Annotated in this window: 13 protein-coding genes; 11 read left to right on the forward strand and 2 right to left on the reverse strand. The window is 59.7% G+C overall.

What is annotated here, in order from left to right:
* The first annotated feature begins 47 nt into the window (after positions 1-47).
* The 4 genes from feoB (at position 48) to Q4T40_00775 (ending at position 3962) form a co-directional block, all read left to right on the forward strand.
* Positions 48-2399, forward strand: a complete 2352-nt coding sequence (feoB, locus tag Q4T40_00760) for a ferrous iron transport protein B (GenBank protein MDT8899778.1) — start codon at positions 48-50, stop codon at positions 2397-2399.
* A gap of 87 nt (positions 2400-2486) precedes the next feature.
* Complete coding sequence (locus Q4T40_00765; protein MDT8899779.1) at positions 2487-2777, forward strand: DUF2325 domain-containing protein; 291 nt, start codon at positions 2487-2489, stop codon at positions 2775-2777.
* Positions 2778-2798: 21 nt separating this feature from the next.
* Complete coding sequence (locus Q4T40_00770) at positions 2799-2960, forward strand: hypothetical protein (protein MDT8899780.1); 162 nt, start codon at positions 2799-2801, stop codon at positions 2958-2960.
* 45 nt (positions 2961-3005) lie between these two features.
* A complete protein-coding gene (locus Q4T40_00775; GenBank protein MDT8899781.1) occupies positions 3006-3962 on the forward strand; it encodes a porin in 957 nt (318 codons plus the stop codon).
* 221 nt (positions 3963-4183) lie between these two features.
* Here Q4T40_00775 and Q4T40_00780 read toward each other — a convergent pair whose 3' ends face one another.
* Positions 4184-5056, reverse strand: coding sequence for a calcium-binding protein (locus Q4T40_00780; GenBank protein ID MDT8899782.1), 873 nt, complete (start codon positions 5054-5056; stop codon positions 4184-4186).
* Between the two features lie 195 nt (positions 5057-5251).
* Here Q4T40_00780 and Q4T40_00785 point away from each other — a divergent pair, with 195 nt between their 5' ends.
* Genes Q4T40_00785 through Q4T40_00805 form a run of 5 tightly spaced genes read left to right on the forward strand, consistent with a single transcriptional unit; the run spans position 5252 to position 12800 of the window.
* The gene (locus tag Q4T40_00785; GenBank protein ID MDT8899783.1) at positions 5252-5998 is read left to right on the forward strand and encodes a response regulator transcription factor; all 747 of its coding nucleotides are present in this window, start codon (positions 5252-5254) and stop codon (positions 5996-5998) included.
* 7 nt (positions 5999-6005) lie between these two features.
* Positions 6006-7133 carry a HAMP domain-containing sensor histidine kinase gene (locus Q4T40_00790; GenBank protein MDT8899784.1) on the forward strand — a complete coding sequence of 376 codons (1128 nt, stop codon included), beginning with the start codon at positions 6006-6008 and terminating at the stop codon, positions 7131-7133.
* A complete protein-coding gene (locus Q4T40_00795; GenBank protein ID MDT8899785.1) occupies positions 7111-9267 on the forward strand; it encodes a type I secretion system permease/ATPase in 2157 nt (718 codons plus the stop codon). Before Q4T40_00790 ends, Q4T40_00795 begins: the two co-directional genes overlap by 23 nt.
* A gap of 1 nt (position 9268) precedes the next feature.
* Positions 9269-10639, forward strand: a complete 1371-nt coding sequence (locus tag Q4T40_00800; protein ID MDT8899786.1) for an HlyD family type I secretion periplasmic adaptor subunit — start codon at positions 9269-9271, stop codon at positions 10637-10639.
* A gap of 4 nt (positions 10640-10643) precedes the next feature.
* Positions 10644-12800 (forward strand): type I secretion system permease/ATPase, encoded by a 2157-nt coding sequence (locus tag Q4T40_00805; protein ID MDT8899787.1) that lies wholly within the window; start codon positions 10644-10646, stop codon positions 12798-12800.
* Between the two features lie 104 nt (positions 12801-12904).
* Here Q4T40_00805 and htpG read toward each other — a convergent pair whose 3' ends face one another.
* Complete coding sequence (htpG, locus tag Q4T40_00810; protein MDT8899788.1) at positions 12905-14872, reverse strand: molecular chaperone HtpG; 1968 nt, start codon at positions 14870-14872, stop codon at positions 12905-12907.
* Positions 14873-15275: 403 nt separating this feature from the next.
* Here htpG and Q4T40_00815 point away from each other — a divergent pair, with 403 nt between their 5' ends.
* Both Q4T40_00815 and dnaK read left to right on the forward strand, forming a co-directional pair.
* Positions 15276-15671: a hypothetical protein gene (locus Q4T40_00815; protein MDT8899789.1), complete on the forward strand. Its 396-nt coding sequence runs from the start codon at positions 15276-15278 to the stop codon at positions 15669-15671.
* A gap of 234 nt (positions 15672-15905) precedes the next feature.
* A complete protein-coding gene (gene dnaK / locus Q4T40_00820; protein MDT8899790.1) occupies positions 15906-17774 on the forward strand; it encodes a molecular chaperone DnaK in 1869 nt (622 codons plus the stop codon).
* The last annotated feature ends 20 nt before the right edge of the window (positions 17775-17794 follow it).

Genomic DNA, 17794 nt, shown 5'->3' on the forward strand with positions numbered 1-17794 from the left:
GCACTTATAAGTTAGTGGCGCTTATATATTGTTTAGGAGGCTGAATAATGGCGACGGAAAATTTGACGGTGGCTTTGGCGGGCAACCCCAACTCCGGCAAGACCACTATATTTAACAATATCACCGGTGCGCGCCAGCATGTGGGCAATTACCCCGGTGTGACGGTGGAGAGGCGGGAGGGTTTACGCCGGTTTGACGGCAAGGACCTGCTGCTCGTGGATCTGCCCGGCACTTATAGCCTGACGGCCCACTCGCTGGATGAGTTGGTGGCGCGAAACGTCATTATCAATGACAAGCCCGATATTATCGTAAATATCCTCGACGCTTCAAACATGGAACGCAATCTTTATCTGGCGGTGCAGCTCCTGGAGCTTGAACGGCCGGTGGTGCTGGCGTTGAATATGACGGATGTGGCCGAGAAGATGGGCCTCAAGATCGACGATGCGCTGTTAAGCCGCAAACTGGGCATTGCCGTGGTACGCACGGTGGGTAACCGCAACCGGGGCACGGACGATCTTCTCAAGACGGTGGTCGACGCCGCCGCGGAGAACGAACGGCAGCCGTTTACGCTGTATTACGGCCCGGAAATAGAGGCCAAGATCGAAGCGGTGGCCGGTGCTCTTGCAGCCCTGACCGAGATAAAGTATCCCCTGCGGTGGCTGGCGATCAAGCTGCTGGAAAACGACCGGGATGTCAACCGGGCGATCGGCCTTATGCCGGGCGGGGAGGAGATTATCGCCAAAGTTGAAAACGCAAGGGCTGACCTTAAGGCAGTATTCGCCGATGACCCCGAGCTTGTCATCGCCGAGCGCCGCTACCAGTTCGTCGGCGAAGTCTATCGCGAAGTGGCTGTTTCCCGGCAAGAGTTGTCGAGGACGGCTTCGGACAAAATCGACGATATCCTGACCCACCGTGTGTTCGGGCTGCCGATCTTTTTCGGCGTCATGTGGCTGCTGTTCAACGTTGTTTTCACCGTCGGCGCCTATCCGCAGGGCTGGATCGAGGACAGCGTGGCATGGCTGGGCGAAATGGCCGGCCAGTACATGGCCGGCGGCGATCTGAAGTCGCTGGCGGTCGACGGTATAATCGGCGGCGTTGGTGGCGTGCTGGTCTTTCTCCCCAATGTTATTCTCCTGTTTTTGGGGATTGCTTTGCTGGAGGATACGGGCTACATGGCGCGAGCGGCTTTCGTAATGGACCGGGTCATGCGGGCGGTGGGCCTGCACGGCAAGTCGTTCATCCCTCTCCTGGTAGGCTTCGGCTGCAGCGTGCCTGCGATCATGGGTACCCGCACCCTGGAGAATCCCCGCGACCGGATGGTTACCATCCTTGTCGCGCCGCTGATGAGCTGCAGCGCGCGGCTGCCCGTCTACACCCTGCTGACCGCCGCTTTCTTCTCCAAAGAGATCGCCGGCACCGTCCTGTTCTCGGTCTATTTCGTCGGCATCGCCCTGGCGGTCGGGATGGCGTTCGTTTTCCGCAAGCTGCTTTTCCCCGGCGCCACGGAAGCATTTATGATGGAGATGCCGCCCTATCACCTGCCGACGCTGCGCAGTATTCTCACCCATATGTGGGAGCGGAGCGTGCTGTACCTGAAAAAGGCCGGTACGCTGATTCTGGCGGCGTCGATTCTCGTTTGGTTCGCGACCAACTACCCCGTCGACGTGAAGTACAGTAAGGATTACGAGCAAGCGAAGGCGCAGGTCGAGGAGAAGTTCTCCGTCCAGGCAGCCGCTGAAGCGCTGGCGCCGCTCAAGCTCGAAAAACCGGAGGACAACGCGGCTTTCGCGGCGTTGCTCGGCGAGATCACCGCTCTCCATGCGAACCATCAGGCTGAGGACGCCGACAAGGCGGCCGCCGAAGCGGCGATAACCGCCAAACTGGCCCAGCTTGAACAGACCCGGAGCGAAATTTATCCGTACGCGCTGCGTTACTTTGAGCTGGAACAGCAGAAAAAGGGCGATACCGACAAGCTCAACAAGGAACAGGCCGGCGAGAAGCTGGCCGGAAGCTACGCCGGACGCCTCGGAAAGGCGATCGATCCGGTCATCGCCCCGCTGGGGTTCGACTGGAAAATCGGCGTCGGGCTGATATCGGCGATGGCCGCCAAAGAGGTGTTGGTCAGCACGCTTGGCACAATTTACAGCGTGGGTGAGGTGGAGGACGATTCGTCGTCCCTGCAGGAAGCGCTGGCCGCCGACCCTGCCTTCAGCCCGTTGGTGGCTTATGCGCTGATGGTCTTCACGCTGATCTATTCGCCCTGCCTGGCGGCGCTGGCGGTGCTGCGCCGGGAAACCAACTCGTGGAAATGGACCGCCTTCAGTTTCACCTATTCCACCGCCTTGGCATGGGTAATCGCCCTGGTTATTTACCAGACGGGTTCCATGCTGGGATACTAGCGGCCCGCGCGTATTACGGCCGGCCGCCCGGAGAAGGAGATTCTTCTGCCGGTTATCGATATTGTGCGTCATCAAGAGGAGGGCAATATGTCTGTTGTCATCGTCGGCGGGGACTATCTGGGCGGGATTGAAAAGAACCTTTATTCCCTGGGAGTCACGGAATTGGTGCATATTTCCGGCCGGAAAGCTCTCGAAAGGAACAAAATCAGTTTGCCCAAGGCCACTGCTTTTGTTCTGGTGTTGACCGACTACGTCAATCACGGCACCGCCCAGAACGTGAAGACGCTGGCCAAAGCCCGGTCGATACCGGTGGTGTTCGCCAAACGGTCCTGGCGGGCCGTCGAGGAAAAGCTGAAAGCAAGCAAGTATATAAATTGAAGCTGTGAAGGAGGTGTTAGTATGGAAACGATGGTCTTAACCGGTGTTGGCGCAGCGGCCCTCGGCTATGTGGTTTACGTAGCCTGGCGGGGCGCGAGCGGCAAATCCGCCTGCGCCTGCGGCAGCGATTGCCGCAAAGCGGGCGGGAGTTGCCAGTGCGGCCCTGAGAGCCGGACGAAGTAACCTGTTGTTATGCTAATCAGGCATATTTTGATCGAGGGGTGTTGTATGAGAAAGACGGTTGCAGTTATGGTGGCAGGGTTGATTATGGCTGCGGCGCCGGCGGCGTCTGCGGAGCCGGTAAAGCTGAGCGGCGACGCGGCGGTCAAGTATCAGCGGAAAACGGCGGACGGCGACCCGACCGCGTCCGGGGCGATTTATACCCTGAAACTGATGAGTGAGGCTGAACTGGGCGACGGTTGGTCGCTGTACGCCCGTCTCGGGGCGCAGAGTGTGACCGCCCCGACGCTCGCGGATTTCAACATCGCGCCTGAGGTTTACGGGGAGAGTAAGAAATCGGTGGTCGCCATCGATCAGTTCGGGCTGAACTATAAGACTGATAAACTGACTTACAAGCTGGGCCGCCAGGACGCCGGCGTGGGGACGACCACGCTGCTTTACCACCGGGCGGATTCGAAAATCGGCAAGAAGGTGTTCGTGGACGGCCTTTCCGTCGCCGGCACCGTCGGCATTGTCGACATAGCGGCGCTCGCGGCGCGGGAGGATAATCCCGCCGGGTCGTACAAGAACAATGTCTATGCCGTCAGGGCCGGGATTAACCCGGTGGAGAATTTCAACTGGGGGGTCACGCTGGGGCGCTTCCGGGGAGAAACGGAAAGCACCAACCACTGGGCGGTGGACGGCACTTATAAGTTCGGCAAGAGCAGCCTGACGGCTGAATACACGAAGGCGAGCAGCAGTACGGCCAACAAGGCGTACGCCGTTGTGCTGAGCTATGATTTCGATGACAAGACCTCCGCCTCCGTCACCGGTTTCCGGGTCGAGGAGTTCGGCTCGATGGGCGGCCAGAGCGAGTATGACGCCAACAACCGCGGTATCCATTACGCCATCACCCGCAAGCTGAGAGAAAACGCCGGCCTGGAGCTTGTTTTCAAGGACCAGAAAACGATCAGCGGCGGACAAAAGAATACTTCGTTCGAGGCAACCGTCAGTTATTCGTTCTGATTGATGTGTTTTTGCAGCCGGTGATCGCGAGCCATTATTCGTGCTCGTTGATCCCCGGCTGCTTTTCAGTGAGGCAGCCCCGGAAGGGAGGTGTGGCAAGCAAGAGAGGCTAAAGATTTGATCTTCAGCCTCTCTTGCTTACGGGACCCGAAAAATGTTCGCGGTTTCTTTGTCGTTCGTGCATGGCCGGTACTATTTGGGAACAGGGATGACCGCTGTTGCTATACTGCCAGCCAGCCCAGTTGGCCGTTGGACTGGGTGACTTTGTAGCTTTGGCCGAATTCGGCGACAAAGGTAAAGGTGTTGGCGGCGTCGGCATTGTTGTTCCAGTCTTTGATCGTCAGTGAGTTGGCGTTGTCGTAGCCGATCACCAGGTCGTCGCCGGACAGGCTCAGGTCGAAAAGGTCGTGTTTGGTGTTGTAGAACACGACATTATCCTGGCTGTCGCCGAAGATTGTATCAAGGCCGTCGGACCTTCCCCAGATATAGTAGTCTTCGCCGAGGCCGCCCGTCAGGGTGTCGTCTCCCGAACCGCCCCAGAGGACGTCGCTGCCTTCGCCCCCGTAGAGGACGTCGTTGCCGCTACCGCCGCCCAGCATGTCGCTGCCGTCGTCGCCGGAGAGGATGTCGTCGCCGGCGCCGGTGTAGAGGATGTCGTTGCTGTCGCCGCCGTAAAGCGTGTCCCGGCCGTCGCCGCTGACGACGATATCGCTGCCGAGGCCCGCGAGGACGGTCTTGTCGCCGTGGAAGCCGGCGACGATGAGGTCGGAGCCGGCGCCGCCGTCGATGTAGTCGGCGCCGTTGCCGCCGTAGACGATGTCGCTGCCGTCGCCGGAGAAGATGGTGTCGTTGTTGTTGCCGGCGATAATGATGTCAGCCCCGCCACCGCTGTGTACGGTGTTGTTGCCGTTGCCGGTGAAGATCAGGTCCTTGCCGGCGCTGCCCTCGACCGTGTCGTTGCCGCCGAAGCCGATCATCACGTGTTTGACGTTGAAGATGTTGACCTTGTCGAGGATTTCGCCGACATTGTATTTTTTCGCCAGTTCGTTACCATTTAAGAAGTTGATCACTTTGTCGATATCGATGTTTATCATTGTGCACCTCCTAAGACTATTTCGTCTTAATCGAGACACCTGGGCAATAAGTTACATAGTTAGCACCTTCTCCCCGACGACGTTTTGTTTACTTTTATTGTAACAAGGGTTTTTGAAGGCCGAATGAAGCGTATGTGAATGTTTGGTGAATTTTGCAAAAATAGGTCGGATGGAGGAGGTTTCCGGCTTTGGTTGATGGTATTACTAGATAAGAGCTTTGTTAAGGAGGCTTTTGCCATCATGGGAGGGTATACGGCGCTGGTCGTGGATGACGACGAGAATATCAACGGCTTGCTGACGGAGTATCTGGCCGGCTACGGTTTCCGCACCCTGGCGGCGTATGACGGCGAGGAGGCGCTCCGCGCTTTCGCCTGCGGCAAACCGGATATTATCGTGCTTGATATAATGTTACCCAAACTGGACGGCATCGAGGTATGCCGGCAGATCCGCAGGACGTCCGACGTGCCGATCCTGATGCTTACCGCCCGCGGCGACGAAAGCGACAAGCTCGTCGGGTTGGAACTGGGAGCGGACGATTATATAACCAAGCCGTTCAGCCCCAGAGAAATAGCGGTAAGGCTGAAGGCCATTCTCCGCCGCTGCGGCGGCAAAGCGGCCGGCGCCGGCGGAAAGGACAGGCTTGTGTACGGGAGCTTGGTCGTCGACCGGGAGGCCTGCTCGGTAAGGGCCGACGACGAGGTTGTCAATCTTACGGCGACGGAGTTTAAGATTTTCGAGGCGTTGGCCGAGCAACCCGGGCGCGTTTTTAACCGGATGCAAATCGCTACCAAGGCGCAGGGAACGTATTTTGAGGGCTGCGAGCGGACGATCGACGCCCATATCAAGAATATCCGGCAGAAGTTAAGCGCCGCTTTGCCGGGGCAGCGTTTTATCGAGACGGTGAGAAGCATGGGCTACAAGTTTGAAAGAAGAGCAAGGTGATGTTTTTGTGTTGCGGGCAATGCATACGATGACGATAATCAATACAATCAGGCTTATTCTCGGCATCTTGTTCGCCATCGCCGTCGCATCGTCTTTTCTGTTGTTCTTCGACAACATGATCGATGTGTTGCGGGGGATCTCTTGGCTGCAAGGGCTGGCTGGCCTGCAGGATTTTCTCAATTACGTGTACTGCGTGACCGGTTTCGTTTTGCTGGTAATCGCCGTTTTGACGGGCAGGCAGATCGAACGGCGGATCGGGGTCGCCCTGGAAGAGTTCGCGGGCCTGATCGAGGCGATGCGCGCGGGGGATTACCGGAAGACCACGACCCTGAGCCTGGACGACGAGCTGGGCTTTGTAATTTATTCGCTTAACAGGCTTGCCGCCGATCTGGAGAAGGCCAATGTCCGTAGGCGCAAGATGCTGGCCGGCATCGCCCATGAGTTGAACACCCCGCTGACGACGCTGCGGGGCAATCTGGAGGCGGTGCTGGAAGGGATGTTTTCGCCGGACGAACACCGGTTGAGGCTGCTGCTGGAGGAGACCGTTTATCTGCAGCGGCTTATCGGCGACCTGCGGGAACTGTCGCTGGCCGAGGCGGGAGAGTTGCCGCTCGGCAAGGTGCGGGTCAAGGTGCCGGCGGCGATAAACCACGTCTTGGCGATGCTTGAGCCGCTGCTCGGCGAAAAGGAGACGCGGGTGACGGCCAGTTATGAGGAGGATCTGCCGGATGTGCTGGCGGACCAGGACCGTCTTTATCAGATTATCTATAATCTGGTGGTAAACGCGCTGCAGTTCGGCGGCCGTCCCGGCCTGGTCGGCATAAGCGCACGGCGGGTGTCCGACGGGAGGCGGGACTTGGTGGAAATCGCCGTGAGCGACAATGGGATCGGCATAAGCGAAGCGGATCTGCCGCTGATTTTCGACCAGTTTTACCGGGTCGACGAATCGCGCAGCAGGAAGACGGGCGGCAGCGGCATTGGGCTGGCGATCGTGAAACAGCTCGCGGAGGCGCATGGCGGTTATGTCCGGGTAAGCAGCCGCCTGGGTGAGGGCAGCGTTTTCCATGTAGGTCTGCCCCTGTTCCCCGGCGGGATGCAGCAGGGAGGCGGGGATGATGGCCGGCCCGCAGGCTGAGGAATACAGCGTTAAAGGGACTAAGGGTCAGGCTTCGTTGGTCGCCTGTCTGGCCGCTGTTGCCAGAGCCATGGGTGTGCCGGCCGAGGAGGCCGGAGTGGCGCGGGCCTGGGCGGCCGGCGACGGGGCGGCCGACGGGAGGGCGCTGGCCCGGTTTATCGCGCGGGAGCTAACGCTGAGAGCGAAAATCGTCGCCATCCGGCCGGAAGATTTGCCTTGCCAGCCGGTTCCTGCCATTGCCGGGCTCAAGGACGGCGGGTATGTGGTGCTCGGCAAAAACGACGCCGAACGGGTGCGGGTTTTCGATCCGGCGGCGGGAAAGACGCGGGCCGTGGAAAAGGCGGCGTTTCTGTCCGCCTGGGACGGACGGCTGATCGTCCTGGCGCATCCCCTGAGTGTGGCCGGTTGGGCGAGAAAGTACAATCTGGACTGGTTTTTGCCGGCGCTGGCCCGATATAAGCGATTCTTGGGCGAGGCGCTGGTCGGCTCGTTTTTTCTGCAACTGTTCGGCCTGGCGACGCCGCTTTTCACCCAGGTTATCATCGATAAGGTTATTTTGCATCGCGGGGTCGCGACGCTCGACGTTTTGGCGGTATTCCTGCTGGTGACCGGTGTTTTCCAGGCCGGCATGGGCATTCTGCGGACTTATCTGCTCACCCATACGACCAATAAGCTGGATGTCATTCTCGGAGCGAGGCTGTTCAGGCATATCGCGGCTTTGCCGCTGAGGTACTTCGAACAGCGGCGCGTCGGCGATACCCTCATGCGGGTGGCGGCGATGAACGGCATCCGGGAATTCATGACAGGCCCGGCGTTGACGGCGGTTATCGATACGGTGTTTGCCGTCGTGTTCGTAGCCGTCATGTTTTACTACAGCGTGTCTCTTACCCTGCTGGCGCTGGCGGTCGTGCCCGTCTATCTGCTGCTGAACGTTTTGGCGACACCTGCCTATAAGGAGCGCCTGGCGGCGGTCTGGGCGGCAGGAGCGGCGCAGAACGCCTTTTTGGTCGAAGCGGTTACCGGTATCCAGACCGTGAAGGCGCTCGCCCTGGAACCGCAGTTCAACCACAGGTGGGAACGGCTTGTGGAACGGTATGTCAGGACGTCGTTCGACAGCGCCGCGTTCAACATCACGGTAAGCAACGGCGGGCGGCTGCTTCAGCTGCTGTCCGGGCTAAGTATTTTGTGGTTCGGCGGCCATATGGTGATAGAGGGCGAGCTGACGCTGGGGCAGTTGATCGCTTTTCAGATGCTGGCCGGACAGGCGGGCGCGCCTTTATTCAGGCTGGTTGGCATGTGGCAGTCTGTCCAGCAGGCGGCCCTGTCGCTCGAACGGGTGGGAGATATCGTGCGTACGCCGCCCGAGCCTGTGCGGGCCGGGACGGGGGAGCGGGCGCCGCTGCGCGGGGCGATTGGATTTGAGCAGGTTTCTTTCCGCTACGGCGCCGAAGGGCCGGACGCGGTCCACGGGGTCAGTTTCGCCGTCCTCGCGGGCATGAGGGTTGGCGTAGTCGGCCGGTCGGGTTCGGGGAAAAGCACGCTCGCAAAACTGGTGCAGAGGCTGTACCAGCCGGAACGCGGCCGGATCACGATCGACGGGCGCGACGCGGCGGAGCTCGACCCCGTGTGGCTGAGGCGCCGGATCGGCGTGGTGCCGCAGGAGAGTTATCTGTTCAACGGCAGTGTCCGCGACAATATCGCCGTCACCCGCCCGGGCGCGGCGATGGGGGATGTCGTCCGCGCGGCGGAGGCCGCAGGGGCGCATGAGTTCATACTGGAACTGCCGGAAGGCTACGACACCTGGGTGGGCGAGCGGGGCGCGGCTCTGTCTGGCGGGCAGCGGCAGCGCATCGCCATCGCCAGGGCGCTGCTCGCCGACCCGCGCATCCTGATCTTCGATGAGGCTACGAGCGCCCTTGATTACCAGTCGGAACGGATTATCAGCCGCAACCTTGACAAGATCGCGGCCGGCAGGACGCTGCTGATGATAGCGCATCGCCTGTCGTCCGTCCGGAAGTGCGACACGATCATCGTTCTCGACCGGGGGCAACTGGTCGAGCAGGGCAGCCATCAAGAGCTGCTGACCCGTAGAGGGTTGTATCATCATTTATATCAAATGCAGACCGAGGTATGATATGGCCGGGAAGCTGCTTTCAAGGATCAGAGGTTTATATAGGGCGACCGTCAACAACAATTTGACGGCGCGTGAAACGGAGTTTCTGCCTGCTGCGCTGGAGGTGACGGAAACTCCGCCGTCGCCGGTCGGCCGGGCGGTCATGTGGACGATGGTGGCTCTGGTTATAACGGCTTTGGCCTGGTCGGTGCTCGGGCGGGTGGACGAGGTGGCCGTGGCTCCCGGCAAGGTCATTCCTGTCGGGCAGGTGAAGGTTGTCCAGGCCGAAGACAAAGGGGTGGTTAAGAGCATCCCCGTAAGGGACGGGCAGCAGGTCAAGCAGGGCCAGTTGCTGCTCGAACTCGATCCGACCATTTCCGCCGCCGACCTCGCGCGGCTGAGGAAGGAACACGCCTACTACTCCCTGGAGGTCGAACGGCTGGAGGCGGAGCGGGACGGGCGGGTTTTCGCGCCGGGCCCCCACCCCGGAGTGGACGAGAAGGATGTTAATTTCCAGAGGTCCTTGTTCCGCAGCCGGGAAAACGAGTATCGGACCAGGCTGGCGGCCGTGGAGTCGAATGTTCGCCAGAACAGGGCCGCCCTGAACGCCGCCGCGGCGGTGAAGGTGAAGTACGCCGCCCTTCTGGAGGTCGCCAGGGACAAGGAGCAGCGCATCGAACGCCTGGTAAGGGAAAACGCCGTCGCCCTGTTCGTGCTGCTTGATCATCGCGCCCGGCGGCTGGAGCTGGAGCAGAATCTATCCGCCCAGGACGCCGAGATCGCCAGGAACGAATGGGCCGTAACCCAGAGCCTGGAGAATCTGGCTTATGTCAGGGCCGAGCATGACCGGGAGATCGCCGACAAGCTGGTGGAGGACCGCAAGCAGTTGCTCGCCCTTGCCGAGGAAATGAAAAAGGCCGAGGAAAAAAACCGGCTGTCCCGCCTGACCAGTCCGGTTGACGGCCGGGTGACCCAGTTGGCCGTGCATACCGTCGGCGGGGTGGTGACCGCCGCCCAGCCGCTGATGGTAATCGTGCCGGCCGATGCCGGCCTGTTGGTCGAGGCGTGGGTAGCCAACAAGGATATCGGCTTTGTCCATGCGGGCCAGCGGGCGGAAGTGAAGATCGAGACTTTCAGCTTCCAGAAGTACGGCGTGATCGAGGCGGTGGTCGACGAGGTAAGCGCCGACGCCGTCGAGGACAAGGAAAAAGGGCGTGTGTACCGGATAACCCTGCGGCTCGGCCGGGACCATATGGTCGTGGACGGCAGAGAGGTGTTTTTGGGGCCGGGCATGTCGGCGACCGCCGAGGTGAAGGTAAGGAGCAAACGGATTATCGAGTTCTTTCTCGATCCTTTCCGCCAATACAAAAGCGAGGCGTTGAGGGAAAGGTAGGAGCATGGATCTTCAGCTTGCAACCGGACAACAGGCCGGCGTAGTCTCCCGGCGCGCTGATACGGCTCTCGCGTGCCTGGTGACCGCGGCCAGGCTGCTCGGCATTCCGGCCGACGCGGACCAGATGCGGCGGGCTTACGTGGTCAGCAACGCGACGATGGACGGGGTTGCATTCGTCCGGGCGGCGGCCGATCTGGGCCTGAAAGCGCGGCAGGCGGGGGTCGACACCGATAAGCTGGCCTCTCTGCCGCTGCCGGCGGCGCTTGTCCTCGATAACGGCTGCTTTGTACTCGCCGTGCGCCGCGAAGGCGGGCGGCTGGTCATTTTCGATCCCCGCCGCGATAACCCCGCCGCAATCCCGCTGGAAACCCTGCGTGCCGCCTGGAGCGGGCGGGTGATTCTTATCGCCCGCCGCCATGTGCGCAAAGGCGTCGGTCCGGGTTTCGGGATCGGGTGGTTTATTGCCGCGATCGCGCCTTACAAGCGGTTTTTGGGGGAAGTCCTCTTCGTTTCGTTCGTCCTGCAGTTGTTCGGGTTGGTGAGTCCGTTGTTCACGCAGGTGATCATCGACAGGGTTCTGGTGCATCGCAGCCTGGGGACGTTGGATATCCTGGTGCTGGGGATGGCGGCGGCGGCGATTTTCCAGGCGTGGATGACTGCCCTGAGAAGCTATCTGTTTACCAATACGACCAACAAGATCGACGCGGCGCTGAGCGCCAGGCTGTTCAGGCATATCACCGCCCTGCCGGTAAAGTATTTCGGGAGCTGGCAGGTCGGCGACGTCGTGGCCCGGGTGAGGGAACTGGAGAATGTGAGGCAGTTTGTCACCGGGTCGGGACTGAGCGTACTGCTGGACAGCGTGTTCACCGTTGTCTACATCGTCGTGATGTTTTTTTACAGCCCCTTTCTGAGTGTGATCGCCCTGATCGCCCTGCCGTTATTCGTCGCGCTCAACGCGGTTGTGACGCCAATTTACCGGCGCCGGCTCAATGAGAAGTTCGTCGCCGGCGCGGAGAATCAGGCGTTTTTGATCGAGGCGGTGACGGGAATCCAGACGGTGAAGTCGCTGGCGGTGGAGCCGCACTTCATCGGGAAATGGGAGGAGATGCTGGCCCGTTATGTGAAAACGGCGTTCGTAACCGCCAATATGGCGAACATTGCCGGCAGTGTCGGCGGGTTCATCCAGCAGGCGGCCAATCTGGCCGTTTTATGGGCGGGGGCTTACGCGGTGATGGACAACAAGCTGAGCATCGGGGAACTGATCGCCTTTCAGATGCTGGCCGGGCAGGTGAACGCCCCCGTTCTGCGGTTGGTCAATACCTGGCAGCAACTGCAGCAGGCGAAGGTGTCGGTCGACCGGCTCGGCGATATAATGAACGCGGAGGCCGAGCCCGCCTATAACCCCAGCCGGACGACGCTCCCGACCGTACGCGGGGAAGTCGTTTTCGACAGGGTCAGCTTCCGCTACCGGCAGGATGCTCCCGAAGTTTTACACCAGGTCAGCATTAATATTAAGGCCGGGACGCGGGTCGGGGTGGTCGGCCGCTCGGGCTCGGGGAAAAGCACGCTGGCGAAGCTGATTCAGCGGCTGTATGTGCCGGAGTCCGGCCGGGTGCTTATCGACGGCGTGGATCTTTCCCAGGTCGAGCCGGCCTGGCTGCGGCGGCAGATCGGGGTTGTGCCGCAGGAGAGTTACCTGTTCAGCGGCTCTGTCGGAGAGAACATCGCGGCGGCCTACCCGGAGGCGAGCGCGGAGGAGGTCCGCGCGGCCGCGGAAATCGCCGGGGCCGAAGGCTTCATCAACGATCTGCCGCAAGGCTACGATACCCATGTCGGCGAGCGGGGCGAGGCACTGTCCGGCGGGCAGCGGCAGCGCATAGCCATAGCAAGGGCGCTGCTGCCCAATCCCCAGGTGCTTATTTTTGATGAGGCTACAGGTGCGCTGGATTATGAGTCCGAGCGGACGATAATGAACAACCTTGACCGCATAGCCGCCAACCGGACGATGGTTATGGTGGCTCACCGCCTGGCCACCGTCCGTCGCTGCGATCAGATCATCGTGCTCGAACGCGGCGCGGTCGCCGAATCCGGTACCCATGACGAGCTTTTGGCCAAAAGGGGCATATACTATCAGCTTCACCGGCTTCAAGAGGAGGAGTAGCCATTCCCTCCTCCTCCGGAGTATGGGAAAAGGGATGCCGCCAATGGGCGGGCATCCCTTTTGCTTTCTTCCCGGCCGGCAAGTTGGCCGGCGGGCAGGCGGTTTTATTCCTTTTTGCCGGCTTCGGCCATCAGGGCTGCGACCTTGGCGGCGAACCCGACGGGATCTTCCGGAGTTATCCCCTCCATCAGCAAAGCCTGGCCGTAGAGGAGCTCGCAGTAGTCTTTGAAGGCATCCTGGGAGGAGGCTTGTTCGTGCAGTTTCTGCAGCACCCGGAAAACCTCGTGGTGGGGGTTGAGCTCCAGGATACGCCGGGCCTTGAACGTGGCCCGGTCCATTTCGGTGAGGATCTGCTCCATCGACAAACTGATACCGTTGTCGCCGCTGACCAGGCAGACGGGGCTCGATTTCAGGCGGCTGCTGATTTTGACCTCGGCGATTTTCCCGGCAAGCTGTTCCTTCACCGCGTTGAGCAGCGCTTCGTTGTCTTTGGCGAGCTTGTCCGTCTCCTGCTTCGCTTCCGGGGTATCGACGCCGTCAAGTTTCAGGTCGCCCCGGCTGATGGATTGGAACTTTTTGTCCTTATACTCGCGCAAGGCGTCGATGGCGAATTCGTCGACCCTGTCCAGAAGGTACAGGACTTCGATGCCTTTTTCCCTAAGCAGCTCCATCTGCGGCAGCCGCTCCACCGCTGAGCGGTCTTTGCCGGCGGCGTAGTAGATTAGCGTTTGTCCGTCCGGCATCCGGGAGACGTAATCGGCCAATGTCGTCAAGCCGTCGGCGGACTGGGAGGAGGGGAAGAGCAGCAGGTCCTGCAGTTTCTCGCGGCTCTGAAAGTCGGCGTAGACGCCGCTTTTGATGGCGCGGCCGTATTCTTTCCAGAAGGTCTCGTATTTGGGCCGGTCCTTGGCGAGCATGCTCTCCAGGGTTTTCAGCAGGCTTTTCTCAAGGTTCTTGCCGACTTTCTGCAATTGGCTGCTGTGCTGCAACAGCTCGCGGGAAATGTTGAGGGAGAAGTCGGGCGAGTCCACCAAGCCGCGGACGAAACGCAGGTATTCCGGCAGCAGGTCTTTACAGTTGTCCATGACGAAAACGTTGCGGGAATATAGGCGGATGCCGGAGGAGGCCTCCCGCTGATAGAAATCAAAGGGGGCGTGCGCCGGGATGAAAAGCACCGTCGTGTACTCCACCGCTCCTTCTACTTTGGAGTGGATAATCTCCAGGGGGTCTTCCCAGTCAAGGAAGAGGTTTTTGTATAACTGGTGGTATTCTTCCTTGGTAATCTCGGCTTTGTTCCTGGTCCACAAAGGCGTCATGGAGTTGAGTGTCTTGACCTCGACGGACTGGGCCGCGGGAGCGTCCTCGATGATCTTGCCGTCGGCGTCGCGGGGCTTTTCTTCTGTTATGAAGTTCATTTTGATGGGGTAGCGGATGTAATCGGAGTATTTTTTGACAAGATTTTGCAAGGTGAAGCGGTTCAGGAAGTTTTCGGCGGGATGCTCGGCGGAGCAATGTTCGTCTTGCAGCTCCAGGATGATGGCCGTCCCCCGCGAGTCCTTGTCGCACTCCTCGACGGTATAGGTGCCGTCGCCCGCCGATTCCCAGCGAATGCCCTTAGGTTGGCCGGGGGCCCGGGTAATAACGGTTACCTTTTTGGCGACCATGAAGGCCGAATAGAAACCGACCCCGAATTGGCCGATGAGTTCGCCAGCCGAGCCGGCGCCGCTGTCCTTCATTTTTTCCAGGAAGGCTTTTGTTCCCGATTTGGCGATGGTGCCGAGGTTGTCAACCACTTCGGCAAAGGTCATGCCCATCCCGTTATCGGCGATGGTGAGGGTTTTTGTTTCCTCGTCGGGGAGGATAAAGATTTCAAAGTCGGCGTTGCCTGCAAGCAGGTCGTGGTTGGTCAGGGCTTCGAAGCGGAGCTTGTCGATGGCGTCCGAGGCGTTGGAAATCAGCTCCCGCAGGAAGATTTCCCGGTTGGTGTAAATGGAATGGATCATCAGGTCGAGCAGTTGCTTGGTCTCCGTCTGAAATTCACGGGTTTCCTTTGTGCCGGTCGATTGAGTCATAAACAGCCTCCTTGGTTTGTCTATATAGAATTTGCCAGAGGACGGGTTGTTAGTCTGTTGTTAGCACTCTCGATGAATGAGTGCTAATTCCATGATACTAAGCACTTCCTGCGGTTTCAATTTGCCGGTATAGCCGATTTGGGCCGTTATAATACAAAATCGGGCGAATAGGCCAATAAGCTTGGTGCTTCGCCGTTTTTCCTCCTCTGGGTTTTCTTTCCGTGCTGCTACGCCGTTCTCTATGGTGTGCGGCGAGCGCGCCAAGTGAACAGCGGCTGCTTGACAAAAGAATTTCCGATGGCTAAAATATAATCAAAATCGCGTTGGCACTGATCGACATAAAGTGCTAACGCCCGCCTCGGCTGATTTTTGTTGCAATCGAAAATTGGAAGGGGTTTTTTTATTGGCGCAGAAAGTGGAATTGCGACCGGCGGCGCTCGAGGGTCAGGGTCGGGCGCGGCGCGGTAAAGGAGATGGGAAAGCCGGCAGACCGGCGCATGCCTATCTGCTGGTTGTCGGCGAAGATTCCCCCCGGGGCTTTAGGCTGCCGATCGTTTTCTCCGGCCTGGACGGTCTCCAGCGGAGGAAACTCGCTTTGCAGGTAACGAGGGCGGAAATCAGCGCGAAGGGAAAAGCTGTGGGGCTGCCGGAGTATGTGGAAGTCGACGTTGGCGACAGGCAGTCGGGTGATAAGGTTACGGTGGCCGACCTGGGCCTCGAGAATCTGGAAATACAAATTGCAAGAGACGAAGTTCTGGCAGTGGTGACCCTGGTCGAGTATTTTGGACTGGTCAGCTAGAGTCGGGGGGAGCAGATCGGGGCGCTACGGCGGACCATGACTTGCTCCTCCTTTTTGTTGTCGGTTCCGCTGCTTAAAAGTCAAAAAGTCAAATAAAAATGTGACAATCAGATGCTGCCCCTGAAAAATGGATAAAAACGCCAGGAATCAGCCGAATTTGGCTGCATAGCGAATTTTAATTAATAATAATTATCGGTTAAGATTGTAATATAAACATTAAAGGAGGCATCGACCATGGCTAAGGTAGTGGGTATAGATCTGGGCACGACAAATTCGGTTATCGCCGCGCTGGAAGGGGAGCGGCCCGAGGTTATCGTCAATGCCGAGGGCGGCCGGACGACCCCGTCGGTCGTCGCGTTCCGCGACAACGAACGGCTCGTGGGGCAGTTGGCAAAACGCCAGGCTATTTTGAACCCCGGCAAGACGTTTTATTCGGCGAAAAGGTTCATCGGGCGCCGTTACAGCGAGGCGGCCGAGGAAATGAAACTTGTTCCCTATAAGGTCGGCCGCGGGCAGGAAGACACTGTTAAATTCCTCGTGGAGGGTAAAGAATATGCTCCTGAGGAGATTGCGGCGCAGGTGCTGCGCAAGCTGGCGGACGACGCAAGCAAGTATTTCGGCGAAAAAATAACCGACGCGGTAATAACCGTTCCGGCTTATTTCAACGATGCCCAGCGCCAGGCCACCAAGGACGCGGGGCGGATTGCCGGGCTTAATGTCCTGAGGATCATCAACGAGCCGACCGCCGCGGCGCTGGCCTATGGCCTGGACAAAAAGAAGAATGAGACTATCCTGGTGTTCGACCTCGGCGGCGGCACGTTCGACGTTTCGATTCTGGAGGTCGGCGACGGCGTGTTCGAAGTGAAGTCCACCAACGGCGACACCCACCTCGGCGGCGACGACTTCGACAAAGCGGTTGTCGACTGGCTGGCGGATAATTTCAAGCGCGAGAACGGCATCGATATCCTTAAGGACAAGCAGGCGATGCAGCGGCTGTCCGAGGCTGCCGAGAAAGCCAAGGTGGAGTTGTCGGCCGTTACCGAAACTACGGTCAACCTGCCGTTCATCACCGCCGACGCCAACGGCCCGAAGCATCTGGAAGCGAAGCTGACCAGGGCGAAGTTCGACGAGCTGACCCGCGACCTTATTGAGCGCTGCCGCATTCCGGTGGAGAAAGCGCTGGCCGACGCCAAACTGGCGGCCAAGGATATCGACGAGGTCATCCTGGTGGGCGGCTCGACCCGCATTCCCGCGGTGCAGCGCCTGGTCAAGGCGATGACCGGCAAGGAGCCCAACCAGACCGTTAACCCGGACGAGGTCGTGGCGGTGGGCGCCGCCATTCAAGCCGCCGTGCTCAGCGGCGAGCTGAAAGATGTGGTGCTCCTGGACGTAACGCCGCTGTCCCTCGGCGTGGAGACGATGGGCGGCGTCATGACGCGGATCATCGAGCGCAATACGACAATCCCCGCCCGGCGCAGCGAGGTTTTCAGCACAGCCGCCGACAATCAGCCGGAGGTGGAAATCCATGTCCTCCAGGGCGAGCGGGAGATGGCGGGCGACAACCGGACCCTCGGAAGGTTCAAGCTGACCGGCATTCCTTTGGCGCCCCGCGGCGTACCGCAGATCGAGGTGACGTACGACATCGACGCCAACGGCATCCTGACGGTCGGCGCCAAAGACAAGGCTACCGGGAAGGAGCAGTCGATCACCATCAGCGGCGCGAGCAACCTGGAGAAGACGGACATCGAGCGGATGGTGGAAGATGCGAAACGTTATTCCGAGGATGACAAAAAGCGCCGCCAGTATGCGGAGCTGAAAAACGACGCCGATTCCCTTGCTTATCAGGCCCGCAGTTTCCTCAGCGAAAAGGCGGCGACGCTGCCGGCCCATGTAACCGGCCGCCTGAACGCGGCGCTGGAGGGGCTGCAGCAGGCTTTGGAAGGCGGAGCCGACATCGCCAGACTGCGCGAGGCCAAGGACGAACTGGAGCAGGCCTACAGCCAGGCGTGCCAGTGCAAGCCGGAGGAGCCGCCGCAAAACCAGGTGAACGACGGCGGCCAGGCGAAGAGCAACGATGACGCGATCGATGTCGAATATGAATAGTGAGCTCTTATTCGGTCGGG

This window comes from Selenomonadales bacterium 4137-cl (genome assembly GCA_032334055.1).
Classification (GTDB): domain Bacteria; phylum Bacillota; class Negativicutes; order Sporomusales; family UBA7701; genus Anaeroselena; species Anaeroselena agilis.